This window comes from Streptomyces clavifer (assembly GCF_036345975.1).
GTDB classification, from domain to species: domain Bacteria; phylum Actinomycetota; class Actinomycetes; order Streptomycetales; family Streptomycetaceae; genus Streptomyces; species Streptomyces clavifer.
On record NZ_CP107793.1, the window covers coordinates 1301707 to 1325883 of the forward strand.

Genomic DNA, 24177 nt, shown 5'->3' on the forward strand with positions numbered 1-24177 from the left:
CGGGCGGGGGCGGGGGCGGGGGCACGGGCCCCCGTTCGGACCGCGCGGGGCTCGCGTGCCCCGATCCGAAGCGCTAAAGGGCCTTCGCCAGGTTGTACTGGGTCGTCCCGTAGCCGAGCGACTCGTACAGCCGGAGCGCCGGCGTGTTGGACGCGAAGACGTGGAGGCCGAGCACGTCGAGGCCCGCGTCGAGCGTGAGGTTCTCCGCATGGTGCATCAGCGCGCGTCCGTGACCGCGGCCCCGGTACTCCTCGCGCACCTCCACGTCGAAGACGTAACCGGTCGGCTCCCCCTCCGGGGTCCCGTGCCGGGCGACCCAGACGTGGCCGACGACGGCGTCGCCGTGGACGAGCACGTGGAAGCGCATCCCCTCGGTGGCCATGCCGTCCGGGAGCGCCGTGGCGTGGTCCGTCTCGGACTTGCGCCGGGCCTGGCCCTCGGGGACACCCTGCTCGATCCAGTCCTGTGCGTACGCCTCGACGCAGGTGGCCGCCCACGCGGCGAACTCCTGCCCGGTCATCGGGCGTCCGGTGGACCCGTCGGGCAGCGCGGGGGCGGCCCCGCCGAGGGGCTTGGCCATGTTCCGGCTGCGCTCGGTGTAGCCGAGCACGCCCGCGAGGCGTCGGGCGGCCTCGTTGCCCGCGGGCGCCACCAGGCGGACCTGGGTGCAGCCCCAGCCGCGCAGGACCTCCTCCGCGGCGAGGGCGGCGATCGTCCCGCGGCCCCGGCGCCGGTCCGGCTCCTCGATCCGCAGCGAGTGGAGGACGCCCGCGGACGGGCCGAACAGCGGGTCGGTGTGGATGCCGACGGCGCCGACGGGACGCCCGTTGTCGCACACGTCGTACGTGCGTGCCCGCGCGCCGTCGGCGCCTTGCTGGATCGGCCCGGTCGGCCGGAGGGTCGTGGTCATCACCGGTGTTCTATCCACTGGACGGCGGTCCGTCACCCGCTTTTACGCATCGGGTGCCCGGAGCCGGCTCACGGATCGACGTCGTCACCGGCGCGCTCGTCGAAGACGCGCACGGCCTTGGCCGTCACCGGCCCGGGCGCGCCCGGCAGGTTCCGTCCGTCGACCCGGTGCACGGCCTGGACGTCGCGGAGCGTGGAGGTCAGGAAGATCTCCTCGGCCCGGTCCAGGACGTCCAGGGGAAGGTCCGTCTCCTGTGCCCCGGTCCACTCCACGGCCAGGGCGCGGGTGATCCCGGCCAGGCAGCCGGAGGTGACGGGCGGGGTGTGGATCCGGCCGTCCAGCACGACGAAGACGTTGGAGCCGGTGCCCTCGCAGAGCTGCCCGACCGTGTTGGGGAACAGCGCCTCGGACGCACCGTGCTCGTGGGCGCGTGCGAGGGCGACGACGTTCTCCGCGTACGAGGTGGTCTTGAGACCGGCCAGGGCGCTGCGTTCGTTGCGCGTCCAGGGCACGGTGATCACCGCGGTGCTGTCCGGGCGGCGTTCGGCCGCGCTCTGGGCGACGACCAGGCTGGGCCCGGCGTCGCCGCGGTCGGAGCCGAGCGGGGAGAGGCCGCCGGTGTACGTCATCCGCAGGCGTCCGAGGGGCATGGGGTTGGCCTCGATGACGGCGGCCGACGCCCGGCGCACCTCGTCGAGGTCGGGGTCGGGCAGCCCCAGGCCCCGGGCCGAGCGGGTCAGCCGGTCGAGATGCCTGGTGAGGGCGAAGGGGCGGCCTCCGGACACCTTGACCGTCTCGAAGACGCCGTCCCCCACGGTCAGTCCGTGATCGAGCACGGACACCCGGGCGTCATCGGCTTCCCGCAGTCGGCCGTTGACCCAAATCCTCATGGCGTGGTCCTTCCTGTCACCCCGTGGGCATCCTCGTAGGTACCCGACGCTACCGCGAGCAGCCGGGACGCCTTCAGCTCGGTCTCCGCCCACTCGCGCTCCGGGTCGGAGCCCCAGGTGATTCCGGCTCCGGTCCCGAAGCGGAGCAGGGGCGCGGGGCCGGTGCGGTCGATCCAGAACGTCCGTATGCCGACGGCCAGTCCTGCGGTGGCCCGGTCGGCGTCGACCCATCCGATCCCTCCGCAGTACGGTCCGCGCGCCGATGTCTCGAGGGCCTCGATGATCCGCAGCGCGCTGGACTTGGGCGCGCCGGTGACGGACCCGGGCGGGAACGCCGCGCCGAGCAGTTCCGGCCACCCGGCGCCGTCGGCGAGCCGGCCGCGCACGGTGGAGACGAGGTGGACGAGCCCGGGGTGCTTCTCCACCACGCAGAGGTCGGGGACGCTCACGCTCCCGGCCTCGCAGACACGGCCCAGGTCGTTGCGGACCAGGTCCACGATCATCACGTTCTCCGCGTGGTCCTTCTCCAGCAGGTCGGCCTCGGTGCGTCCGGTGCCCTTGATCGGCCCGGACTCGACGGTCCGGCCCCCGCGCGCCAGGAAGAGCTCGGGGGAAGCCGTCGCGATCTCCACCCCGTGCGAGGGCAGCCGGATCGTTCCCGCGTACGGGGCGGGGTTGCCGCGGGCGAGCAGCGCGGTGAGGGCGTCCACGTCGGCGTCGTGGTCGGGCAGGGGCGCGGACAGCACCCGGCAGAGGTTGGCCTGGTAGACCTCGCCCGCCGCGATGTGTTCACGGATCCGCCGCACGCCGGCCAGGTAGGCGCTCTCGTCGAGTGACGACGTCCAGTCCTCCGCCGTCGGGCCCTGCCAGGCCCCGGGTACGGGGAAGGGAACGGGCTCGGTCCGCACGGTGGCGAAGCGGGCGCAGACGAGACGGCCCTCGAAATCAGCAGATACCGCCCAGAAACCGGATGATTCAAGCGCCGCAGGATCGCTGGTCACATCCTGCAGACCGAAGGCGACGAGGCCGCCGAAGCGGGCCATGGGGGCGAGGTCGTGCACGTGGATGAGTCTAGGACGGGACGCGGTGACCTGCGGCGGACCGGTGGTGACGCAGCACGCTGCGCAAACGCGTTTTTGTGCTGGCCCGGGAATCCGCTAGAGTTCATCACGTCGCCGGGACGCGCAAGCGCCCCGGGAATGACAAGCGGACGTAGCTCAGTTGGTAGAGCGCAACCTTGCCAAGGTTGAGGTCGCCAGTTCGAACCTGGTCGTCCGCTCGCAGAAGGTGGGGGATCTTCCCGAACCCCCATCCCTGGTGGAGTGGCCGAGAGGCGAGGCAACGGCCTGCAAAGCCGTCTACACGGGTTCAAATCCCGTCTCCACCTCCAAGGACGATTAGCTCAGCGGGAGAGCACTTCCCTGACACGGAAGGGGTCACTGGTTCAATCCCAGTATCGTCCACTTGTCCGCAAGGACACCCGCGCGATTAGCTCAGCGGGAGAGCACTTCCCTGACACGGAAGGGGTCACTGGTTCAATCCCAGTATCGCGCACGCAGAACACGCAGGTCACCCTGCGCGATTAGCTCAGCGGGAGAGCGCTTCCCTGACACGGAAGAGGTCACTGGTTCAATCCCAGTATCGCGCACCAGCCGAAACCCCCGGTCGTCTCGACGACCGGGGGTTTTGTCGTGGGCGTGCGGGCCGGATCAGCCGGTGAAGAGCTGGGTGGCCTTGCGTGCGAGCTCGTACAGCCCGTAGCCGAACGGTACGGCGACCCAGAGCCAGACGAACACCATGAGCGGCTTACGACTGCTGGTGGACACGGGGGCTCCCTTCCGGTGCCTCGTGGAAGCGTGCGTGGACCGGACGGATGCATTCGTTGGCGACGAAGCCGACGACGAGCAGCCCGATCATGATGGTCAGGGAGGTCGTGTAGAGGCTGGGACCGCTGTGTCCGGCGCGCTCCCCCGCGTCCGCGACGCGGTTGACGATCAGCGGACCGAGCACGCCGGCCGTGGACCAGGCGGTCAGCAGGCGGCCGTGGATGGCCCCCACCTGGTAGGTGCCGAAGAGGTCCCGCAGGTAGGCGGGGGCGGTCGCGAATCCGCCGCCGTAGAAGGACAGGATCACCAGCGCGCAGCAGATGAAGAGCGGCTTGGAGTCGTTGCCGAGCTGGGCGATCACGACGTACATGAGGGCGCCGACGCCGAGGTAGACGCGGTACATGTTCTTGCGGCCGATCAGGTCCGAGGTGGAGGACCACAGGAGCCGGCCGCCCATGTTGGCCAGCGAGAGCAGGGCGACGAAGCCCGCCGCCGCGGAGACCGAGACCGGGGCGGAGGTGTCCGCGAAGAAGTCCTGGATCATGGGCACGGCCTTCTCCAGGATGCCGATGCCCGCCGTGACGTTCATGCACAGGACCACCCACAGGCACCAGAACTGCGGGGTGCGCAGGGCGTTGCGCGCGGAGACCTGGGCGGTGGTGACGAGCGTACGGGTCTCCTGCTTCGGCTCCCAGCCCTCCGGGAGCCAGCCGTCCGGCGGGACGCGCACGAGGAGGACGCCGAGGGCCATGAACGCGGCGTAGACGACACCGTGGACGAGGAAGGCGGAGGCGATGCCCGAGCGGTCGGCGCCGAAGCTGTCGAGCATGCCCGTGGACCAGGGCGAGGCGATGAGGGCGCCGCCGCCGAAGCCCATGATCGCGATGCCCGTCGCCATGCCGGGGCGGTCGGGGAACCACTTGATGAGGGTGGACACCGGCGAGATGTAGCCGATGCCCAGCCCGATCCCGCCGATGAAGCCGTAGCCGAGAACGACGAGCCAGTACTGACCGGCGGCCGCGCCGAGCGCGGCGACGAGGAAGCCGGAGGAGAAGCAGATGAGGGACACGAACATCGCCCAGCGCGGGCCGTTGCGTTCGACGAGGGTGCCGCCGAAGGCCGCGGAGAGGCCCAGCATGACGATGCCCAGCTGGAACGGGAGAGCGCTTGCGGTACCCGAGAGTCCGAGGGCGGATTCGAGTGGGGGCTTGAACACGCTCCAGGCGTAGGCCTGTCCGATGGAGAGGTGTACGGCCAGCGCGGCGGGCGGTACGAGCCAGCGGCTCCAGCCCGGGGGTGCGACAGTTCGGGACCTGTCGAGGAAGTTCATGGTTCAGCACACTAGACACGAGCCATGTGCATGACTAGATCATGGGCGGAATTCGATCATCCGCATGGACTGCGGGCCGCCCCCGGGCGCGGGGGCGGCCATGCCCCGCTCAGGAGGAGAAGAGCATCCGGCCGAAGCTCTTCTGACGGTGGTGACCCCCGTGGTGCCCGCCCTGGTGCGGCGCACCCCAGGCCGGGGCCTGGGCTGCGGGGTAGGCCTGCGGCACCTGGCCGGGGTACGGCTGCGGGGCCGGAGGGGCGGGCGGCGCCTGCTGCGCCCACTGCGACTCCAGCCGGGTCAGCGACTCGAGCTCGCCGTAGTCCAGGAATATCCCCCGGCAGCCGCTGCACTGCTCGATCTGCACTCCGTTGCGGTTGTACGTGTTCATCTGGGCGTGACACTTGGGGCACTGGATCATCGGTTCGGCTCCTCACCGTCGATTCGCTTCGCCGGAATGCATGCCCGGCGGCGGTCGGTTCACCCTACGACGCGCGCTCGGACGTCAACTCGGGCGGGAGGGAGGCAATGCGGACACAAGCATCGATCATCAGCTGTTCCACCACATCCGGACTACGGCCCTCCGCCGCGGACTTGGCGAGGGCCAGCGCGGCGGTCTGCACCGTGAGGGCGCGCGCCGGAACGTCCAGGTCGGGCCAGGGGTCGCCCGGAACGCGCAGCGCGGGCCCGCCCCCGCCGCGGTAACCGTCCAGGAAGCGCTGCCACGTCTCGGGGGCGAGGAGTCCGGCCGCGTACCAGGCTGCGGGCCGCGCGAGGTCCCAGGCGGGGTCTCCGAGGCCCGCGTCGTCGATGTCGATCAGTACCCAGGGGCCGTGCGGGGCGGGGTGCCGGACGAGTTGGCCGAGGTGCAGGTCTCCGTGGCAGAGGAAGCCGGCCCGGTCCGGGGGTGTTCCCTCCTCGGCACGGGCCCAGGCGGGCAGACCGCGCCACGCGGCGAGCACGGGAGCGGTGTCCGGGTCCCCCGGCCGGGCCCGGCACATCCGCGCGACGGCCCGGGCCGCCTTGGCCGGGCCTCGCATCGGTGGGAGCGGCCCGGGTGGCACGGTGCGGTGGAGCCGGGCCAGGAGCGCGGCAGCGGCTTCCCAGGGGGCGGCATCGGGGTCCGCGGGGTCGACGGGTTCGCCGTACGGCCAGAGGCTCACGGTGCGGTGGCCGGCGCCGGGGGCGTACCCGCCGCTCGTCCCGGAGCCGGTCATGCCGGTGGGCTCCTCGACGCGGGCCTGCGGGGCGGTGCCGAGCGGGGCGAGCAGGACGCCCGCGAGCCAGGGTGAGGCCGCGAGGGCCAGACGGGAGGCCAGGGCAGCCGTATCGGCGTCCGGGGCATGGGCCTTGGCCACCACCGGGCCGCTGCGGACCACGGTGCCGTCGGGGCGGTCCGCGAGGACCAGGGGCGGGTCGCAGTCGCACCGGGCGGTCGTTGCGTGGGCGCGGTCGTGCGCCAGCTCGCCCAGTGCGCGTACGACAGGGGTGGTGGTCATCGGCTCGGCTCCCCCGGCGGTGATCGGCCGGCTCCACGGCCGGTCCCGGCGACGAGCGTACGGCTGTGGGCGGCGCCGTGGTCGGGAAGGGGGCCGCGCGGCGACGGGGCCCGGGGTGACGCACCTGTCCGGCGTACGGGCTCCGGTGCTCATGGCCCGGCGGGTGCGGGAAGCACCCGGCTCTGCCCCGGTGTCCGCACCCGGCCCGCCTTCCCCACCCTCGGGAACAGCCGGGACGGCCTCGCCCGCCGGAAGGGCCCGGACAGCGCGATGTCCGGCCAGCTCCCCAGCTGGCCGGACAAACGCTGCCGTCCGCCGCACCCCCGTCCCCACGGGGCTGTTGGCCGGATGTCCCGGTCCGAACCGCTCTTCCGGACCCGGGGCGCCGCTCAGCGCCCCAGCATCACGCCCACGGACGACGCCTGTGTGACCACTGCCTCCCAGCCGCCGAAGACGACTACGAGCAGGGCCGCCAGAGGAAGGACCATGGCTGTCGCCACCAAGGGGTGACGACGCGACGGGCGGGTACCGAACGAGGCGTACGCCCTGCTTCCCCGCGTACGGATCATGGTCCGCGCAGCGGTGTCCGCCATGGTTCCTCTCCTGACCTGTTCCGGAGCGGCGGGCGTCTGGCCTCGGGGGACGAGTTCCGCACCCGCCGCTTGACTTCAACATTAGGGAGGCGGGAGGCGTCCGGCGTCATGCCCGCGTACCGATTACCGGGCCTCCCGGAGGATGAGCTCGCCGCCTCCGGTGTACTCCCCTGGGTGGAGACGTGGTGCGGGAAGGACACCGGAGGGCCCGGTCCGGTCAGGGAGCGACGCCCCGCACGCGCGGCCGGGAGGCGCGGCGTCCGTCCCCTGACGGACGGACGCGGCAGGTGCGGCAGCGCGGTGAAAGCCGGGTCTCCCCTGCTCCGACGGGGAGCGGCGCCCGGGGAGGAGCCGGGTCGGCCGGCCCGCCGCCCGTGGGCCTGCGGGACTCCGCCGGCCCGGTCTAGGACTCGGGGTCGTCCCGTAGGGGGTGCTCGGAGGCGTCCTCCCTGGGGACCGGCTGTTCGACCAGGGCGAGCACCCTGGTCGCCATGAAGCGGGCAGTGCGGACAACTGATCCACTTCGGGTGACTTCACTCACTTCCACCACCCCCCGACGGACCGCTGTCTCCACCCGGCGGCCTGCCCTGGAGGCCACCACCTCGTACGTCCGCGTCGTGTCTCCCGCGTCCACCACTATCTCCACGCGATCGCCCTTCACTGATCCAATCCCCCTTCTGCGACGGTCCTTTGAGATCTCGCACGGGCCACAGAGCCTGGATCCCCGGCTCTCTGACCACTCCTCAATTCTCCCACCGGGCACTGACAATCGATGGGTCGGCGAGGGCGCGGCCTGAGAGCGCGCCGCGCCACGGGTACGTAAGCTGTGCCTCGTCAGGCGGACCAGGCAGCGGGGATGGGCAGACGATGGCGATGATGCGGCTCCGGCGCGAGGACCCGCGTGTCGTCGGCTCGTTCCGGCTGCACCGCCGGCTCGGCGCGGGCGGCATGGGTGTCGTCTATCTGGGCTCCGACCGCCGTGGCCAGCGGGTCGCGCTCAAGGTGATCCGGCCTGATCTCGCGGAGGACCAGGAGTTCCGTTCGCGTTTCGCGCGCGAGGTGTCCGCCGCCCGGCGCATCCGCGGCGGCTGTACGGCACGCCTGGTCGCCGCCGATCTGGAGGCGGAGCGCCCGTGGTTCGCGACGCAGTACGTACCCGGTCCCTCACTGCACGACAAGGTCGTCGAGGAGGGTCCGCTGTCGGCGGCCGAGGTGGCCTCGATCGGTGCGGCGCTCTCCGAAGGACTGGTGGCGGTGCACGAGGCAGGGGTCGTCCACCGAGACCTGAAGCCGTCGAACATCCTCCTTTCGCCCAAGGGCCCCCGGATCATCGACTTCGGCATCGCCTGGGCCACCGGCGCCAGCACGCTCACCCACGTCGGCACGGCGGTCGGGTCGCCCGGCTTCCTGGCGCCGGAGCAGGTGCGCGGTGCGGCCGTGACGCCGGCCACGGACGTGTTCTCGCTGGGCGCCACACTGGCGTACGCGGCGATGGCCGATTCGCCTTTCGGCCACGGCAGTTCCGAGGTGATGCTCTACCGGGTGGTGCACGAGGAGCCGCATCTGTTCGACGTGCACGATGCGCTCGCTCCGCTGGTCCGGGCCTGTCTGGCGAAGGACCCCGAGGACCGGCCGAGCACCCTTCAGCTGTCCATGCGGCTCAAGGAGATCGCGGCGCGCGAGGCGCAGGGACTGCAGGAGCGCCGGCCTCCCGCGCAGCGGACCGAACAGGAGCTGGACCGGCCGACCGGCCGGCTGGACGGCCCGCCCCACACCGAGCAGCACACCCGGCGGGCCGGTGGTCCCACCCCCGCACCCCGTCCCGCGGCCCGGCGCCCGTCTCCGTCGCGCTCGGGCGCGCCCCGCACCGGCGGTTCCCGCCCCCAGGCCGCTCGGCCCGGGGCGCGCCCGCACGGGACGAACGGCGCGAACGCCACGAACGGCCGTCCGGGGACCCGTCCCGGGGTACGGACGACGTCGGCGGGGAGGAACGGGAAGCGCCGCCCGGCGAATCCGCGGCTGCTCCGGCAGCGGCTCGTGGTCTTCGTCGTGGTGACGCTGCTGGTGGCGCTGGGTATCGCCGCCGCCCAGGGCTGCCAGGGCCCGGCCCAGGGGCTGGGCGACAGTCCCGCAGGGACGCACGACCGGGCCGCGCAGCACCCGCACGGGCAGGGGCGGTAGGCGTCAGCCGGACGTGAGGCGCGTCGCGTAGAAGGCGACGGCGGAGGCGGCGGCGACGTTGAGCGAGTCGACTCCGGCGTCCATCGGGATCCGGACGTGTTCGTCGGCCGCGACGAGTGCCTCGGGGGTGAGCCCGTCCCCCTCCGTACCGAAGACGAGCGCCAGCTTCTCGTAACGCCGCCCGACGAGTTCGTCCAGGGTGATCGACCGGTCGCTGAGGCAGAGCGCCGCGGTGGTGAAGCCGGCCGCGCCGAGCAGTCCGGCGTCATCGGGCCAGGACCCGAAGCGGGTCCACGGGACGTGGAAGACGGACCCCATCGAGACCTTCACGGCACGCCGGTACAGCGGGTCGGCACAGCGGGGCGTGAGCAGGACGGCGTCGACACCGAGTGCGGCCGCGTTGCGGAAGGCCGCGCCGAGGTTGGCGTGGTCGACGATGTCCTCGAACACGGCGACCCTGCGGACGTCCCCGGACGCCGGGGCCAGCAGCGTACGGACGTCCGGCAGCGGCTCGCGCTGCATGGACGCGAGGGCGCCGCGGTGCACGTGGTATCCGGTGACGCGCTCGGCGAGCTCGGGTGCGACCAGATACACCGGGGCCGTGGCCTCGTCGATCACGTCGCGCATCACATCGGTCCACTTGGCGGAGAGCAGCATGGAGCGCATCGCGTACCCGGCGGCCGCGGCGCGCCTGATCACCTTCTCGCCCTCGGCGATGAAGAGGCCCTCGGCGGGTTCCCGCCTGCGCCGGAGCGCGACGTCCGTGAGGCCGGTGTAGTCGCCCAGGCGCGGGTCGTCGGGGTCGTCGACGGTGATGAGTTCAGCCACGGGAATGCTGCCTTGTCCGGTGTGCGGGATGCCGGCGGTGTGCCGGCCTCCCCGTGTGCGGGATGCCGGTGCGCGGTGTACCGGCCGTCTGCTCTGCGGTGCTCTGCTACTCGGCGGAGTGCCCGGACGGCTCCGGGCCCACGGCGACGACCTCACCGATGACGATCACGGCCGGAGGGCGTACGTCCTCCGCGGCGGCGCGTTCCCCGACGGTCGCGAGGGTCGCGTCGACCCTGCGCTGAGCGGCCGTGGTGCCCTCCTGGACCAGGGCCACGGGGGTGTCCGGGGACTTGCCGTGGTCGATGAGGGCGCGGGCGATGGAGCCGATCTTGTCGACCGCCATCAGGAGGACCAGTGTGCCGCGCAGCTGCGCGAGGGCTGCCCAGTCGACCAGGGAGCGCGGGTCGTCCGGGGCGACGTGGCCGCTGACGACGGTGAACTCATGGGCGACACCGCGGTGGGTGACGGGGATTCCCGCCGCCCCCGGCACGGAGATCGAGCTGGAGATCCCGGGCACGACGGTGCAGGCGATGCCCTCGGCGGCCAGTGCCTGGGCCTCCTCCATGCCGCGGCCGAAGACGAACGGGTCGCCGCCCTTGAGCCGGACGACGGCCTTGCCCGCCTTGGCGTGGTCGATCAGCGCCTGGTTGATCGCCTCCTGCGCCATGTAGCGGCCGTACGGGATCTTCGCGGCGTCGATCACCTCGACGTGCGGCGGGAGCTCGTCGAGCAGGTCGCGGGGGCCGAGCCGGTCCGCGATGACCACGTCGGCCTCCGCGAGGAGGCGGCGGCCTCGGACCGTGATCAGGTCGGGGTCGCCGGGGCCCCCACCCACCAGTGCGACGCCGGGGGCACGGGTGCGGTGGTGCGGGGCGGCGAGGGTTCCGTCGCGCAGGCCCTCCACGATGGCGTCGCGGACCGCGGCGGAGTGGCGGGGGTCGCGGCCCTGCGAGGTCGTGGTGAGGACGGCGACGGTGATGCCCTCGCTGCGGCCGGTGGCCGGCGTCCAGGCGGTGGCCGCTTCCGCGTCGTCGCTGCGGACGCACCAGGTACGGGTCCGCTCCGCCTCGGCCGAGGCCGCGTCGTTCGCCTCGGCGTCGGAGGACGCGACGAGGGCGTACCAGGTGTCGGTGAGGTCGCCGTCCTGGTACCTGCGGCGCTCCCAGCGGATCTCCCCGGTGTCGGCCATCGCCTCGACGGAGGCGGTCGCGGACGGGGAGACCAGGGTGATGTCGGCGCCGGCGGCGATGAGCGCGGGCAGCCGGCGCTGTGCGACCTGGCCGCCGCCGACGACGACGACGCGGCGCCCGTTCAGGCGCAGTCCGACGGGGTAGGCAGGGTGATCGTCGTACTCGGCCATGGTCGTGCGGGCTCCTCGTGCAGGGTGCGGTGTGCTGCGGGCCGCTGCGGCGGTGGAGCGGCTGTGACGTACGGCTGTGCGAAGTGTGGGACCACGATACGGGGTGGCCCGGGCGGGGGTGGGTGCGGAACCGGCCCGGGCCACCCGCCCGCTTCCTCCGTCCGGCGCCCGGTCACCGAGCTCCGGACGGGCTCGAACGCGCGCCCCGGCCCGTGCCGGGCGCCCGCTACTTCTCCGTCACTCCCGCCGAGTCGAAGGTCGCCACGTCGTGCATCGCGCGGGCCGCGCTCTGCACGATGGGGAGCGCGAGCAGCGCGCCCGTACCCTCGCCGAGCCTGAGGTCCAGGTCGACCAGGGGGCGCAGCCCCAGCTTGTTGAGGGCGGCGACATGGCCAGGTTCCGCGCTGCGGTGTCCGGCGATGCAGGCGGCGAGCGCCTCGGGGGCGATCGCCCGGGCGACCAGGGCAGCGGCCCCCGCGCTGACTCCGTCGAGGATCACGGGGGTGCGGAGCGAGGCACCGCCCAGCAGGAAGCCCGCCATCGCGGCGTGCTCCAGGCCACCGACCGCGGAAAGGACCCCGATCGGGTCCGCGGGGTCGGGCTGGTGCAGCTCCAGACCACGCCGGACCACGTCGACCTTGCGGGCGTGCATCTCGTCGTTGATCCCGGTACCGCGACCGGTCACCTCAGCCGGGTCCATTCCGGTGTACACGCAGATCAGCGCGGCCGAAGCGGTGGTGTTGGCGATGCCCATCTCGCCGGTGAGCAGCCCCTTGTTGCCGGCTGCGACCAGGTCCCGGGCGGTCTCGATGCCGACCTCGATCGCCGCGAGCACCTCTTCGCGGGTGAGGGCGGGCCCGGTCGTGAAGTCGGCCGTCCCGGGACGGACCTTCCGGGGGAGCAGGCCGGGCGTCGCAGGCAGCTCGGACGCGACACCGACATCGACCACGCAGACCTCGGCGCCGACCTGGGCGGCGAAGGCGTTGCAGACGGCGCCCCCGCCGAGGAAGTTGGCGACCATCTGGCCGGTGACCTCCTGCGGCCACGCGGTCACGCCCTGGGCGTGCACCCCGTGGTCACCGGCGAACACCGCGACGGCCGCGGGCTCCGGGATCGGGGGCGGGCACATCCGGGAGAGGCCGGCCAGCTGGGCGGAGATGATCTCCAGCATGCCGAGCGCGCCGGCCGGCTTCGTCATCCGCTTCTGGCGCTCCCACGCCTCGCCGAGCGCCTTGGCGTCCAGCGGGCGGATGGCGGAGATGGTCTCCTGGAGCAGGTCGTGCGGCTCCTCCCCGGGCAGCGCACGACGGCCGTACGTCTCCTCGTGGACGACCCAGGACAGCGGGCGCCGCTTGGACCAGCCGGCCTGCATCAGCTCGGGCTCGTCGGGGAACTCGTCGACGTACCCCACGCAGAGGTACGCGACGACCTCCAGGTGCTCGGGCAGACCCAGCGCACGGACCATCTCACGCTCGTCGAAGAAGCTGACCCAGCCGACGCCGAGGCCCTCGGCCCGGGCGGCGAGCCACAGGTTCTCGACGGCGAGCGCGGACGAGTACGGCGCCATCTGGGGCTGGGTGTGCCGGCCGAGGGTGTGCCGCCCGCCGCGGGTGGGGTCGGCGGTGACGACGATGTTCACCGGCGTGTCGAGGATGGCCTCGATCTTCAGTTCCTTGAACTGCTTGGCCCGGGCCTTGGGCAGCGACTTCGCGTACGCCTCGCGCTGACGCTGTGCCAGCTCGTGCATGGAGCGCCGGGTCTCCGCGGAGCGGATGACGACGAAGTCCCAGGGCTGCGAGTGGCCGACGCTCGGGGCGGTGTGCGCGGCCTCGAGGACGCGGAGGAGGACCTCGTGCGGGATGGGGTCGCTGCGGAAGCCGTTGCGGATGTCGCGGCGCTCACGCATGACGCGGAGGACCGCTTCACGCTCGACGTCGTCGTAGCCGGGCGCGGGGGCGGAGGCGGCCGGCCCGTCGGACGGGGCCGGGGCCTCCGGCGTCTCCGCTTCGGGGGCGGGGACCTCGGCCTCCTGCACCACCGCCTCGGGGGCCGCGGCCTCCGGCGTCTCGATGATCTCGGGGCCGGTGCCGGGCTCCGGCTCGGTGGTGGCCCCGGCCGGCGGGGCGGCGACGGGACCGGACAGCGGGACCTCCGCCGGCACGGGCGCGGCGGCCTCGGGGGACTCCGCGGCCTCGAGGACCTCCAGGGAGTCCAGGGACTCCGGGGCCTCGGCTGCCACCGGTTCCGGAGCGGCCGGAGCGGGCTCGGGCTCGATGACGACCGGTGCGGTCGGGGTCGCGGGCTCAGGTACGGCGACGGCTTCCGGCTCGGTCACCGCAACCGCTTCGGGCTCGGGCGGTGCGACCGCTTCCGGCTCGGGCTGCGCGGGGGCCGGTGTGAGGGCTTCCGGCTGTGCGACCTCGGCGGGGGCCGCCGGTGCGTCGGCAGCGGGCGCGGGCTGTCCGACGGGCACGGGCTCCGCGACGGGCGCGGGCTGTCCGACGGGCACGGGCTCCTCGACGGGCGCGGCCGGAGCCGCTGCCTCGGCCGGTACGTCCACGGCCGGGGGCATCTCGGCGGCAGCCGGCAGGAAGGGGGCCTCGACGGCGGCCTCGGCCGGAGCGGCCGCCACGGGTACCACCGGCTCGGCGGGCGCCTCCGGCGCCACAGCGGCGACCGGCTCCGGGACGACCGTTTCTGCGGGAGCCACCGGCTCGGGAAGGGGGGCGGGCTCGACCTCGGGAGCGGGAGCGGGCTCCTGCTGGACGACCGGCTCCGTCTGCACCGCGGGCTCGACGGGCTCGAACGGGACGACCGGCGCCGCCTCGGCAACGGGCTCCGGCGGGGCCATGGGCGCCACCTCGGCCACCGGCGCCGCCTGAGCGACGGGCTGCGGCGGGGTCACCGGCTCGGGTGCCGGTGCGCCCCACGGGGCCGCACCCTGCGGCGGGATCTCTCCCAGCTGCGGGCCGGGCAGCCGGGAGGGGTCCTCCGCCGGGACTCCGTAGTGCTCGCGGCCGGTCGTCGGAGGTCCGGCCTGCCGTACCGGCGCCGGGCTGTGCGGTGCGCCGGCCGGACCCCGGTCCGCGAGCGAACGGACCACTCCCCCGCTGGGCGTCCCCCCGTAGGAAGGGGCCTCGGGGGATGCGGGACCACGGTGCAGCGGGCGACGGGCCGGGGCGGCGGCCTGGGCGGCCACCGGGACCTGGGCGGGTGCCTGCGCGGGCGCGGGAATCCGTACCCCGCCGAGGTCGAAGGAGCCGGACGCGTGCGCCCCGCCCGTGGCGGGGCCCTGCGCCGGAATCTGCACGGAGGACTGCGACTGCTGCTCGGGAACGGCCGGCGCGTCGCTCCAGGCGCCCTGGGGTGCGGGCATCAGCAGGAGGTCGTCGTCCTCGGGGGCCTGCTCGGAGGGGTCGAGGAAGGTGTAGGCGTCCGGGGCTGCCGGCTGCTCCACCATGCCTGCGTCCTCCGGCAGTCCCTCGCCCGGGATCTGGCCGGTGTCAGTCATGCGTACCCCTCGCCCATCGTCAGTGCTCCTTCGGCCCTTCGCCCGGGATGCCCGAACCACGGCACGCCGGTGCTCGTCAACAAGAACGAGCGGGCTCGCCGCGCGGCACGAAACGCGCGCGGAGCTGTACATTCTCGCGGTCGTTCGCCGCCGCGGCAGACACTTCTGCCACGGCTCGCTGTGGACTGCGCCACGTTGCGCGTCCCCCGGTTGCGCCGTACCACATCGCGGACCAAAACGGTCCACTTTTCCGGACATTGACGAACGAACCGTCGAACGGCCAGGTGCGGTACAACAATCGGTCAGCCTACCTCGCGCTCGGCCGCACCACCTCAGGGGGCGAGGTCGGAACGCACCCCGGACAGCAGGAACACGACGGAGCGTTCACGTTCCGCCCAGGCGGAGGTGTCCAGTTCGACCGACTGGAGCAGCGCGCACTCGACGGTGTAACCGTTCTCGGCGAGGGCGGAGCCCAGCGCCTCGGCCTCGTCCCGGTTCGAGGCATGGGTGACGATACGTTCCGGCCGCCGGTCGGCGACCGCCGTCACGACGGGGACACCGCCGCCGCCGATCCGTACGACGTCGGGTTCCGGGAGCCGCTCCAGTACGTGCGGGGCACTGCCCCGGACCACCTGGACCGCCACCTGGAAGGTGCGGGCGGCGGCGGCCGTGCGGGCGCAGGCGTCCGGATCGCTGTCCACGGCCAGCACGGCCGCGCCGAAGCGGGCCGCCTCCACCGCGAGGGCGCCGCTGCCGGAGCCGATGTCCCACACGAGGTCGCCGGTGCGCGGTCCGAGGCGGGCCAGTTGGGCGGCGCGCAGGCCGGGCGCCTCGCCCTCGCCGCTCTCCGCCCGGTCCGGCCCGTACGCCCCGGTGGGCAGGGCCCAGCCCCGGACGCCTCCGGGGAAGGCGGGGGTACGGCCGGCGATCCAGGCGCCGGTGGCGGTGGTTCCGGGGCCGCTCCCGATGACGATGACGACGTTGGGGTCGCGCCAGGTGTGGTCGGCGGTCTTGTCCGAGGTGAGGACCGTGACCCGTTCACGCTCGGTGCCGAGCTCCTCGCAGATCACGAAGGTGCGGTGGACGTCGTCGAGGAGCAGGGCGAGCTCGGCGGGGCCCGCGCCCGGGGAGGTGAGGACGGCGACCTTGTGGTGGGCGCGGCAGACGTTGACGGCGCGGCGCAGGGTGCGGGGGTGGGCGACGACGACCTGGGCGTCGTCCCACGGCATTCCGGCGCGTGCGAAGGCGGTGGCCACGGAGGAGACGGCGGGGACGACCTCGACCTCCAGGCCGTGTTCGGGTGCGCGCAGGGCCCGGACGACGCCGAAGAAGCCGGGGTCGCCGTCGGCGAGCACCACGGGACTGCCGCGGTGGCCGGCGATCCGGCGGCCGGCCAGGTCGATGCTGCCGAGACGGATGCGTTCGGCGCTCTCCGGGATCTCGGGGAGCGCGAGGTGGTGGGCGGCTCCGGCGACGAGCGTGGCGGCCGAGAGCGCCGCCCTGGCCGCTCTGGTCAGTGGCGAGCCGTCCCAGCCGATCACCGTGACCCGGTCGGCCATCGTCGTCAGTCTCCTGGGTGTCTGCGGGCGGGGCTCCCCCGCGGGGTGGACGGAGCAGGGTGAGCGTATCCGGTCCGTACCCGGGCCCGGCCGGGGGTTCCTGCGGCCGGGAGCAGGACGTCAGTTCCAGTCGTTGTAGGTGCCGTAGCCGCCCGCGTCGGCCAGCTGTTCCGCGACGCCTTCGAGGTCCTCGGGGAGGAGTCCCCAGACGATGAGGTCGGTCCTGATGTCGGTCCAGCCGCCGTCCGTGCCGTTGTCGGTCCGGGTCCGGGCTATCCGGGCGTTGCGCAGGACTCCCTCGCTGATGCAGCCCAGCTTCTGGGCGACCTGCTGGGCGGAGGTGTTGTCCGCGGGCGTACGCAGCTCGATGCGCTCGAACTTCTGGTCCCGGAAGAGCCATTCGGCGAGGGCGAGCACGGACTCGGTGGCGTACCCCTCGCCACGCGCCCAGGGGGCGGTGATGTATCCGACCTCGGTGGACAGGGTGCGCCAGTCGGTGTTGAGGAGCCGGACGGAGCCGACGAGGCGCTGGGTGAGGAACTCGGTGACGGCGAAGACGATGCCGTTGCCCTGGGTGCGTTCGGCGGGTGCGATCCTGCGGACCCACCGTTCGGCGTCCACCTGGGTGTAGGGGTGCGGTCCGTCGATCCAGGCCGTGACGAGCTCGTCGTTCATCATCTCGATGTGCGCCGGGACGTCCGCCATGTCGAAGGGGCGCAGCACCAACCTGTCCGTGCTGATGGAGATGGACGGGAAGGTGTGAGTCATGCGCAGCTCCATGCCGAAGACCGTGTTGATACACAGCATGCAGCATGGAGGCGGTGACGCGCATGGGCGGGTCCGCACGGCGGAGCCCCGCACACCGTGCCGCGGGTGTGCGGGGCTCGCCGGACAAGTGCCTTACGGGATTCAGGACTTGGCGGGCTCACCGAAGGCGGGGATGATCGAGCCCTGGTAGGTGTCCTCGATGAACTTCTTGACCTCGTCGGAGTTGAGGAGCTTCGCGAGCTTCTGGACGCGGGCGTCCTTCTCGTTGCCCTCCTTGACGGCGAGGAAGTTGGCGTACGGGTTGTCGTCGGCGCTCTCCAGGACCAGGGAGTCCTTGCCCGGCTCGAGGTCGGCCTCGATGGCGTAGTTGCCGTTGATCACCGCGGCGTCGACGTCGTCCAGGGCGCGGGGCACGGTTGCGGCCTCCAGCTCCTTGAACTCCAGACCCTTCTTGTCCGTGATGTCGCTGAGCTTGGCGTTGGTGCCGACGCCGTCCTTGAGGGTGATCAGCCCGTTCTCGGCGAGGAGCTGGAGCGCGCGGCCCTCGTTGGTGGTGTCGTTGGGGACGGCGACGGTCTGGCCCGCCTTGAGGTCCTTGACGTCCTTGACCTTCTTGGAGTAGAGGCCGAGGGGCTCCAGGTGCACGTTGACGACCGGCACGATGTGGGTGCCGTTCTTCTCGTTGAAGTCGTCGAGGTACGGCTTGTGCTGGAAGAAGTTGGCGTCGACCTGGCCGCTCTCGGTGGCGGTGTTCGGCAGGACGTAGTCCGTGAACTCCTTGACCTCGAGCTTGAGGCCCGCCTTGTCCGCCAGGTTCTTCTTGACGTAGTTCAGGATGTCGGCGTGCGGCGTCGGGGACGCGGCGACGACGAGTGCCTTGGAGGTGTCGGCGCCGGCGCCGGACCCGCTCTTGGCTGCCGGGTCGGAGTCCGTGCCGCAGGCGGTGAGGCCGAAGGCGAGGGCGGCGGTGGCGGCGGCTGCAGCGGTGATCTTGATGTTCTTGCGCACGAAGAGTGCCTCTTTCCGGTGGTGATGGTGGTACGCCCGGACAAGGAGTTCGGGCTCGTTGGGTGACGGGGCTCAGGAGGTGGTGCGGCCCCGGCGGGCCAGCAGGCGTACGGCTCCGTCGCCGATCAGCTGGATCACGGTCACGATGACGATCAGCAGCACGACCGTGATGAGCATGAACTGGTTGTCGAAGCGCTGGAATCCATAGGTGACTGCCTTGGAGCCGAGCCCTTCGCCGCCGACCGCACCGGCCATCGCGGAGTAGCCGATGAGCACGATGACGGTCGTGGTGACGCCGGAGACGATCGAGGGCAGCGCCTGCGGCAGCAGGACCTTGCGGACGATCGTGGGGATGGATCCGCCCATCGACTGGACGGCTTCGACGAGTCCGTGATCGACCTCGCGGACGGCCGTCTCGACGAGCCGCGCGAAGAAGGGGATGGCGCCGATGGCCAGCGGGACGATCATCGCGGACGGACCGATGAAAGTGCCGACGACCCACGTGGTGAAGGGGATCAGGGCGATCAGCAGGATGATGAACGGCAACGAGCGGCCGATGTTCACGATCACGCCGATGACCTTGTTCACCAGGACGTTCTGGAGCAGTCCGCCCTTGTCCGTGAGGACGAGCAGGATGCCGAGCGGCAGCCCGCCGGCGACGGTGACGACCGCGGACCAGAGCACCATGTAGAGGGTGTCGATGGTTCCCTGGGTGAGCAGTGGCTGCATTTCGGACCAGGTCACTTCGCCACCTCCTTGCTGTGCGGGGCGGGGGTCTGGGCGGGGATGCCGGCCGGACCGGCGGGTTCGCCGTCCACGACCTCGGCCTGCAGTCCCTGCTCGCGCAGGAAGCCGATCGGCACGACGTTCTCCTCGAAGCGGCCGGGCAGCTCGATGCGCATCCGGCCGATCTGGTTGCCGCCGACGGTGTCCATCGCGGCGCCCAGGATCGAGATGTCGATGTTGTACGTACGGGAGAGCTGCGAGATCACCGGGCGGGCGGCGGCCTCGCCGTGGAAGGTGACGTCGACGACCGTGCGGTCGGGGCCGGAGGCGGTGCCGCCGACGGGGAACAGCTCATGGGCCAGCTCGGAACCGGGCGTGGCCAGCAGGCCGGTGACCGTGCCGGACTCGACGACGCGGCCGTTCCTCATCAGCGCGGCGGAGTCGCAGATCGTCTTGACGACGTCCATCTCGTGCGTGATGAGCAGGACGGTGAGGCCGAGCTCCTGGTTGAGGTCGCGCAGCAGCTGGAGGATGGAGCGGGTGGTCTCGGGGTCGAGCGCGGAGGTCGCCTCGTCGGAGAGCAGCACCTTGGGGTCGCCCGCCAGGGCGCGGGCGATGCCGACGCGCTGCTTCTGGCCGCCGGAGAGCTGGCCCGGGTAGGACTTCGCCTTGTCGGCGAGGCCGACGAGGTCGAGGAGCTCGAGTGCCTTGCGGGTGCGTGCCTGTCCGGAGACGCCCAGGATCTCCAGGGGCAGTTCGATGTTGCCCTGGACGGTGCGCGAGGCCAGCAGGTTGAAGTGCTGGAAGACCATGCCGATGCGGCTGCGCGCCTCGCGGAGTTCCTTGCCGGCACGCCTGCCCCGGCCGGCGAGGGCGGTGAGGTCCTGGCCGGCGACGGTCACGGTGCCCGCGGTGGGGCGTTCGAGCAGGTTGACGCAGCGGATGAGGGAGGACTTCCCGGCGCCGCTCTGTCCGATGACGCCGTAGACCTCGCCCTCACGGACGTGCAGGTCGACGCCGTCCAGGGCGGTGACCTCACGGCCGCGTGACTGGTAGACCTTCGTGAGGCCCGTCGTGGTGATCACAGGGGTTTCCGTCACTGTCGAGTGCGCGGCGCGGTGTCCGCCGGGCACGGGGCATACGTCTGAAGAGGCTGGTTCTCAGCGGTATCAGCGGTCTCGGTGGCCGACCGGCGGGAGTCCCGGCGCGGTCGGCACAGGGATCGGCACATGCCCGGGCAGGCTCGATCCGCTGGATGCGGACGGCGCGGGCTCGGTCTCGCTTCGGGGCGCGAGGCTCGGGCGGGGACCCTCAGAAGGCGCGCATTCGACACATACAACGAGCACCGGGCGTCGTGATCGCCTCGGTCGCAGGGCTGCGGTAGCTCGTCGTGGTCATGGGCCCCAGTAAAACAGACGTGACGTTCCGGCGATCCAGCCTGTCCGTATAGCGGACAGCCGTGGATGGGGTCGCCGCTCACCTTCCCGACCCGGTCGGCCTCCGGCGCGCACCGCCGTGACCTGCGACGACAGGGTTCCCGGCCCGGCGTCCGTCCGGGGTGCGGTCCACCCTCGCCGTGCGGGCGCTGTGGCCAAGGCCACCCTTCCGGTACCGCTCCGCGCCCTCCACGGCGCCCGGCCCGGCACCGGCCCGCCGCCGGGCCCGCAGGCGGAGCGTCCACGGCGCCGTAATACCCTCACTGCATGCTTGACGCCCTGACGGTCGCGGTCGCCGTGACCGCGCTCGCCCTCGCCGCCTGGTGCGGACTCGCCGCCTACCGGGACCAGCCCACGAAGGACTGGCACTTCATCGGCATGGCGGTCGTCTCCGTGCTGGCGCTGGCCCAGCTGCTGGTGGGGATCGTGCAGCTGGCCCGGGGCGAGCGGCCGGAGCAGGGCATGACGATCTTCATCGCCTATCTGATCGGCTCGTTCGCGGCCGTGCCGGCGGCGGGCTTCCTGTCGCTGACGGAGCGGACCCGCTGGGGTTCGGTCACGGTGGCGGCGGGCGCGGTCGTGCTGGCCGTGCTGGAAGTACGGCTCTACGACATCTGGGGAAGCTGACCGTGACCGACACCGACCGCACCGGGGCGCCCGCCTCCCCCGCTCCGCAGAGGCAGCAGTTCGAGCTGGGCTCCGGGCCCGGACGCGTACTGGTCTGGTTCTACGGGGTGTTCACCGTGGCCGCGGCGTCCCGCTCGATCGTCGAGATGATCATGGATTTCGGCAAGGCCCCGCTGGCGTACGTACTGTCCGCCGTCGCCGCCGTCGTGTACGGCTTCATCACGTACTCGCTGGTGCGGGGCGGGGAGAGAGCGCGCAGGGCGGCGCTGGTGTGCTGCGCCGCCGAGCTCGCGGGCGTACTGGTCGTGGGCACCTGGACGCTGGTGGAGCCCACCGCCTTCCCCGATGCCACGGTGTGGTCGGACTTCGGCATGGGCTACCTGTTCATCCCGGTGATCCTGCCGGTCACCGGGATGATCTGGCTGCGCCGCGCACGGACGGCGTGACCCGCCGCCCCCTCGCCGTCGCTCAGGCGCTGGCGGCGTAGGCCGCTGCCGCGGCCTCCTTCTCCAGCAGGATCAGACGGACGCCGTCCTCGCCCGTGGCGTCGCCCACCCGGGCGTAGCCCGCCTTCCGGTAGAGCCGCAGATTGCCTTCACTCCGCTCACCCGTGTGCAGCCGGAAGCGGGTGGCCGAACGCCCGTCCGCCAGGCCCGATTCGGCGGCGCGCAGGAGGCGGGTGCCGAGGCCGTGCCCGCGCAGGCGGGGGTGGACGCAGAGCTTCCCGATCCGGCCGATGCCCTCGGCGTCGGTGAAGCCGCGTACCGAGCCGACGACTTCCTCCCCCAGCCGGGCCACGAACACCAGGTCCGTGGCCACTTCGCCACGGACGGATTCGAGGGTCTGGACGAGTGGATCGATCCGGTAGTTGCCGTACAGCTCCGCCTCGCTCTGGAAACAGAGGTACTGGAGCCTGAAGATCTGCTCGACGTCCTGTGCCGTCGCCGCCGAGATGGTCACACTCGTGCCCATGTGTGCACGCCTCCCGCTCACCTGGTCCGCCGGTTGTCTACCGCTCCTTTCCCCGCAGTTCAGGAGCTACAACCTCCGCCGCGAGCATTCTGCGCAGACATCCGAGGCATCGGGAACGCATCGGTCCCAAACTGCCCTGTGACATACCCAACTCGCCCGCGAGCTCCCGGTACGTCGGATCGTGGGGGGCCAGCATCGCCGCCAGCAGCCGGGGACAGCGTCCGGGCAGCCGTCCCACCGCGGCGCGCAGCGCCCGGCGTTCGTCGGCGCCCACGGCGATCCGCTCGGGGCAGCCGGCCCGCTCGTCGACGGGCCCGCCCGCGGCGTACGCGTGCTCGCGCCGGGCCCTGCGGCGTGCGGTGCGCGCCTCGGCGCGGACGACGGAGCGGACCCAGCGGGCGGGGTCGACGGGCAGGCCCCGGGCCGCCGGACGTTCCAGCAGCCGCAGCCACACGGTCTGTTCCAGGTCCGCGGCGTCGATCCCGGCGGCGGGGGCCTCGGCCGTCGCCTCCGCGTGGACCAGCGGGCCCAGGGTGCGGACGGCGGCTCGCCGGGCTGTGTCCGAGGCCGGGGGAGCATGATCCGGAAGCGTCATGCCCCGTCAACGCGCACCCCGCCGGGGCGGTTGCCCCGCGCGGGGAGCTCCACCCGACCGGGGCATCCCGGCCGGGCGGCTGACGGGCGTGCCTCAGTCCCTCGCGAAGTCGGCTGCCGCGAGCAGGGCGGTGTCCGGGTTGTCGGAGAAGATCCCGTCGATGCCCGCCTCGAAGTACGTGCGGAGGGCGCCGAACACGTCGCCGTAGGCGTTCGGGTCCGTGCCGCGCCGGAACTCCGCGGGCAGGAAGGTGTTCTCGTTGCGCATCGTGTACGGGTGCAGGACGAGGCCCCGTGCGTGCGCGTCCGCGACGAGGGCGGTGGGCGACGTCAGCCGTCCCGCGCCGTCCCTGGGGATGACCAGGTCGAGGGTGGGGCCGATGCCCTGCGCGAAGGACGCGATCCACTTCAGCCCCGAGGGCTTCACCAGGTCGGCGACGGTGCGCGGGTCGCCGGACTCCACGAAGTCCCACGGCCGCGACGTGGGGCCGGACAGCAGGACGACCCGCGGGGTGGCGACGAGCCCGGCCAGCCGCAGCATGGAGCCCGGCTCGAAGGACTGCAGGATCAGCGGGGAGTTCGCCCGGTGCCGGCCGTAGCGGCGCAGGAGCCGGGCGAGCGGCTCCTCCAGACCGAGACCGAGGCCCCGGAAGTACGAGGGGTGCTTGGTCTCGACGTAGAGCCAGACGGGCTTGCCGCGCCGGCGTCCCTCCCGGTCGGCCCAGCGCAAGACCTCCTCGAAGGTGGGGATCTCCCAGCGGCCGTCGTAGAGGGTGTTCTCCTGCCGGTTGCCGGGGATGCGCTCCGTGGCGCGGAGGGTCTTCAGCTCGGCGAGGGTGAAGTCCTCCGTGAACCAGCCGGTGAGCGGGACGCCGTCGACTTTCTTGGTGGTCCTGAGGCCCGCGAACTCGGGGTGGTCGGCGACGTCCGTGGTCCCGGTGATGTCGTTCTCGTGGCGGCAGACCAGGTGGCCGTCCCTGGTGGGCACCAGGTCCTGCTCGACGATGTGCGCGCCCATGTCCAGGGCCAGCTCGTAGGAGCCGAGGGTGTGCTCGGGCCGGTAGCCGCTGGCACCGCGGTGGCCGATGACGGTCGGCCTGGGCAGGTCCCGGTAGGAGCCGTGGCCGCTGCCGCCCCGGCTCCTCTCGGCGGCGTCCGCCGTACCGGTCAGTCCGAGGGCGGCCGTGCCCAGCACGGCCGCCCCCAGGAGGGTCCGGCGGCCGGGGCTCGTCTGCGCCTGCTCTGTCATGAATGCTCCTCGCATGTGATGTCTGGCACGTGTCGAGCCGGGGTCTTCCGTCCGGACCGGGCAGAATCGGCTGGTGGGTCCCCTGCCGTGGATCGCGTCACCGCAGAGCCGTTGCGGCCGGCGGCTGCCCGCCGGGACGCGGTACCGGGGCAGGTCGGGGCCGCCCCGTCCGGTCGGGAGGTCCCAGGGCGTGATCGTAGGGAGCTACGTCATCGGAGGGGCGGCACGTGGACGAACATGGCGGAAACACACGTCAACACTGCGTATCCGCTCCGTGAACCCGATGTGCGAGCGGGCAGGACCCGCGAGTATC

The 24177-nt window shown here is 72.6% G+C and carries 23 protein-coding genes and 5 tRNA genes; 8 read left to right on the forward strand and 20 right to left on the reverse strand.

All coding sequences use genetic code 11. From position 1 onward, the window contains the following. Positions 1–73: 73 nt before the first annotated feature. The 3 genes from OG927_RS05320 to OG927_RS05330 all read right to left on the reverse strand — a co-directional run bounded on the left by OG927_RS05320 (position 74) and on the right by OG927_RS05330 (position 2843). A complete protein-coding gene (locus OG927_RS05320) occupies positions 74–910 on the reverse strand; it encodes a GNAT family N-acetyltransferase (RefSeq protein WP_330319782.1) in 837 nt (278 codons plus the stop codon). Between the two features lie 68 nt (positions 911–978). Further along, the gene (locus tag OG927_RS05325; protein WP_330319783.1) at positions 979–1800 is read right to left on the reverse strand and encodes an aminotransferase class IV; all 822 of its coding nucleotides are present in this window, start codon (positions 1798–1800) and stop codon (positions 979–981) included. Then, complete coding sequence (locus tag OG927_RS05330; protein WP_330321298.1) at positions 1797–2843, reverse strand: chorismate-binding protein; 1047 nt, start codon at positions 2841–2843, stop codon at positions 1797–1799. The genes OG927_RS05325 and OG927_RS05330 overlap by 4 nt, the downstream gene beginning before the upstream one ends. A 163-nt stretch (positions 2844–3006) precedes the next feature. Between OG927_RS05330 and OG927_RS05335 the strand changes: the two genes are divergently transcribed. The 5 genes from OG927_RS05335 to OG927_RS05355 all read left to right on the forward strand — a co-directional run bounded on the left by OG927_RS05335 (position 3007) and on the right by OG927_RS05355 (position 3451). Beyond that, positions 3007–3079: transfer RNA gene (locus OG927_RS05335), tRNA-Gly, on the forward strand. Between the two features lie 37 nt (positions 3080–3116). Continuing rightward, positions 3117–3190: transfer RNA gene (locus OG927_RS05340), tRNA-Cys, on the forward strand. 1 nt (position 3191) lies between these two features. After that, positions 3192–3263, forward strand: a tRNA-Val gene (locus tag OG927_RS05345). 19 nt (positions 3264–3282) lie between these two features. Then, positions 3283–3354 (forward strand) — tRNA-Val (locus OG927_RS05350). Positions 3355–3376: 22 nt separating this feature from the next. After that, a tRNA-Val gene (locus OG927_RS05355) sits at positions 3377–3451 on the forward strand. Between the two features lie 58 nt (positions 3452–3509). Here the strand turns inward: OG927_RS05355 and OG927_RS36185 are convergent. The 6 genes from OG927_RS36185 to OG927_RS05380 form a co-directional block, all read right to left on the reverse strand. Then, entirely contained in the window at positions 3510–3599 is a 90-nt protein-coding gene (locus OG927_RS36185) for an MFS transporter small subunit (protein ID WP_415925071.1), read from the reverse strand. A 7-nt stretch (positions 3600–3606) separates the two neighbouring features. Beyond that, positions 3607–4956 (reverse strand): L-lactate MFS transporter, encoded by a 1350-nt coding sequence (locus tag OG927_RS05360; RefSeq protein ID WP_056786832.1) that lies wholly within the window; start codon positions 4954–4956, stop codon positions 3607–3609. A 109-nt stretch (positions 4957–5065) separates the two neighbouring features. Next, positions 5066–5374, reverse strand: coding sequence for a TFIIB-type zinc ribbon-containing protein (locus OG927_RS05365; protein ID WP_056786830.1), 309 nt, complete (start codon positions 5372–5374; stop codon positions 5066–5068). Positions 5375–5438: 64 nt separating this feature from the next. Then, entirely contained in the window at positions 5439–6452 is a 1014-nt protein-coding gene (locus OG927_RS05370; RefSeq protein ID WP_056786828.1) for a phosphotransferase family protein, read from the reverse strand. Between the two features lie 389 nt (positions 6453–6841). Further along, positions 6842–7045: a hypothetical protein gene (locus tag OG927_RS05375; protein WP_056786825.1), complete on the reverse strand. Its 204-nt coding sequence runs from the start codon at positions 7043–7045 to the stop codon at positions 6842–6844. A 403-nt stretch (positions 7046–7448) separates the two neighbouring features. After that, positions 7449–7706: a hypothetical protein gene (locus OG927_RS05380; RefSeq protein ID WP_056786822.1), complete on the reverse strand. Its 258-nt coding sequence runs from the start codon at positions 7704–7706 to the stop codon at positions 7449–7451. A gap of 206 nt (positions 7707–7912) precedes the next feature. Between OG927_RS05380 and OG927_RS05385 the strand changes: the two genes are divergently transcribed. After that, positions 7913–9226: a serine/threonine-protein kinase gene (locus OG927_RS05385; RefSeq protein WP_209470876.1), complete on the forward strand. Its 1314-nt coding sequence runs from the start codon at positions 7913–7915 to the stop codon at positions 9224–9226. A gap of 3 nt (positions 9227–9229) precedes the next feature. Here OG927_RS05385 and OG927_RS05390 read toward each other — a convergent pair whose 3' ends face one another. From OG927_RS05390 to OG927_RS05425, 8 genes are all read right to left on the reverse strand, one after another. Beyond that, positions 9230–10054 carry a TrmH family RNA methyltransferase gene (locus OG927_RS05390; protein WP_056786816.1) on the reverse strand — a complete coding sequence of 275 codons (825 nt, stop codon included), beginning with the start codon at positions 10052–10054 and terminating at the stop codon, positions 9230–9232. A gap of 106 nt (positions 10055–10160) precedes the next feature. Beyond that, positions 10161–11414: a uroporphyrinogen-III C-methyltransferase gene (gene cobA, locus OG927_RS05395; RefSeq protein ID WP_056786814.1), complete on the reverse strand. Its 1254-nt coding sequence runs from the start codon at positions 11412–11414 to the stop codon at positions 10161–10163. A 226-nt stretch (positions 11415–11640) separates the two neighbouring features. After that, entirely contained in the window at positions 11641–14925 is a 3285-nt protein-coding gene (cobT, locus tag OG927_RS05400; protein WP_330319784.1) for a nicotinate-nucleotide--dimethylbenzimidazole phosphoribosyltransferase, read from the reverse strand. Positions 14926–15257: 332 nt separating this feature from the next. Beyond that, positions 15258–16484: a precorrin-6y C5,15-methyltransferase (decarboxylating) subunit CbiE gene (cbiE, locus tag OG927_RS05405; RefSeq protein WP_056786811.1), complete on the reverse strand. Its 1227-nt coding sequence runs from the start codon at positions 16482–16484 to the stop codon at positions 15258–15260. A 120-nt stretch (positions 16485–16604) separates the two neighbouring features. Then, a complete protein-coding gene (locus OG927_RS05410) occupies positions 16605–17291 on the reverse strand; it encodes a GNAT family N-acetyltransferase (protein ID WP_209470874.1) in 687 nt (228 codons plus the stop codon). 102 nt (positions 17292–17393) lie between these two features. Further along, positions 17394–18260, reverse strand: a complete 867-nt coding sequence (locus OG927_RS05415; protein WP_056786807.1) for a MetQ/NlpA family ABC transporter substrate-binding protein — start codon at positions 18258–18260, stop codon at positions 17394–17396. 72 nt (positions 18261–18332) lie between these two features. Then, positions 18333–19004 (reverse strand): methionine ABC transporter permease, encoded by a 672-nt coding sequence (locus OG927_RS05420; protein ID WP_056786804.1) that lies wholly within the window; start codon positions 19002–19004, stop codon positions 18333–18335. Beyond that, positions 19001–20071, reverse strand: a complete 1071-nt coding sequence (locus OG927_RS05425; RefSeq protein WP_056786801.1) for a methionine ABC transporter ATP-binding protein — start codon at positions 20069–20071, stop codon at positions 19001–19003. The genes OG927_RS05420 and OG927_RS05425 overlap by 4 nt, the downstream gene beginning before the upstream one ends. 618 nt (positions 20072–20689) lie before the next feature. Here OG927_RS05425 and OG927_RS05430 point away from each other — a divergent pair. After that, positions 20690–21049: a hypothetical protein gene (locus tag OG927_RS05430; protein ID WP_319100171.1), complete on the forward strand. Its 360-nt coding sequence runs from the start codon at positions 20690–20692 to the stop codon at positions 21047–21049. 2 nt (positions 21050–21051) lie between these two features. Next, entirely contained in the window at positions 21052–21495 is a 444-nt protein-coding gene (locus OG927_RS05435) for a hypothetical protein (protein ID WP_056786792.1), read from the forward strand. Between the two features lie 22 nt (positions 21496–21517). Here OG927_RS05435 and OG927_RS05440 read toward each other — a convergent pair whose 3' ends face one another. From OG927_RS05440 to OG927_RS05450, 3 genes are all read right to left on the reverse strand, one after another. Beyond that, complete coding sequence (locus tag OG927_RS05440; RefSeq protein WP_056786789.1) at positions 21518–22021, reverse strand: GNAT family N-acetyltransferase; 504 nt, start codon at positions 22019–22021, stop codon at positions 21518–21520. A gap of 37 nt (positions 22022–22058) precedes the next feature. Next, positions 22059–22616 (reverse strand): sigma-70 family RNA polymerase sigma factor, encoded by a 558-nt coding sequence (locus OG927_RS05445; RefSeq protein ID WP_056786786.1) that lies wholly within the window; start codon positions 22614–22616, stop codon positions 22059–22061. Positions 22617–22709: 93 nt separating this feature from the next. Continuing rightward, positions 22710–23864: a glycerophosphodiester phosphodiesterase gene (locus OG927_RS05450; protein WP_124282906.1), complete on the reverse strand. Its 1155-nt coding sequence runs from the start codon at positions 23862–23864 to the stop codon at positions 22710–22712. Positions 23865–24177 lie beyond the last annotated feature (313 nt).

Coding starts and splice junctions, on each gene's coding strand:
- OG927_RS05320 (WP_330319782.1), bottom strand. CDS start 910: ATGACCACGACCCTCCGGCCGACCGGGCCGATCCAGCAAGGCGCCGAC.
- OG927_RS05325 (WP_330319783.1), bottom strand. CDS start 1,800: ATGAGGATTTGGGTCAACGGCCGACTGCGGGAAGCCGATGACGCCCGG.
- OG927_RS05330 (WP_330321298.1), bottom strand. CDS start 2,843: ATGGCCCGCTTCGGCGGCCTCGTCGCCTTCGGTCTGCAGGATGTGACC.
- OG927_RS36185 (WP_415925071.1), bottom strand. CDS start 3,599: ATGGTGTTCGTCTGGCTCTGGGTCGCCGTACCGTTCGGCTACGGGCTG.
- OG927_RS05360 (WP_056786832.1), bottom strand. CDS start 4,956: ATGAACTTCCTCGACAGGTCCCGAACTGTCGCACCCCCGGGCTGGAGC.
- OG927_RS05365 (WP_056786830.1), bottom strand. CDS start 5,374: ATGATCCAGTGCCCCAAGTGTCACGCCCAGATGAACACGTACAACCGC.
- OG927_RS05370 (WP_056786828.1), bottom strand. CDS start 6,452: ATGACCACCACCCCTGTCGTACGCGCACTGGGCGAGCTGGCGCACGAC.
- OG927_RS05375 (WP_056786825.1), bottom strand. CDS start 7,045: ATGGCGGACACCGCTGCGCGGACCATGATCCGTACGCGGGGAAGCAGG.
- OG927_RS05385 (WP_209470876.1), top strand. CDS start 7,913: ATGGCGATGATGCGGCTCCGGCGCGAGGACCCGCGTGTCGTCGGCTCG.
- cobA (WP_056786814.1), bottom strand. CDS start 11,414: ATGGCCGAGTACGACGATCACCCTGCCTACCCCGTCGGACTGCGCCTG.
- cobT (WP_330319784.1), bottom strand. CDS start 14,925: ATGACTGACACCGGCCAGATCCCGGGCGAGGGACTGCCGGAGGACGCA.
- cbiE (WP_056786811.1), bottom strand. CDS start 16,484: ATGGCCGACCGGGTCACGGTGATCGGCTGGGACGGCTCGCCACTGACC.
- OG927_RS05410 (WP_209470874.1), bottom strand. CDS start 17,291: ATGCTGTGTATCAACACGGTCTTCGGCATGGAGCTGCGCATGACTCAC.
- OG927_RS05430 (WP_319100171.1), top strand. CDS start 20,690: ATGCTTGACGCCCTGACGGTCGCGGTCGCCGTGACCGCGCTCGCCCTC.
- OG927_RS05440 (WP_056786789.1), bottom strand. CDS start 22,021: ATGGGCACGAGTGTGACCATCTCGGCGGCGACGGCACAGGACGTCGAG.
- OG927_RS05445 (WP_056786786.1), bottom strand. CDS start 22,616: ATGACGCTTCCGGATCATGCTCCCCCGGCCTCGGACACAGCCCGGCGA.
- OG927_RS05450 (WP_124282906.1), bottom strand. CDS start 23,864: ATGACAGAGCAGGCGCAGACGAGCCCCGGCCGCCGGACCCTCCTGGGG.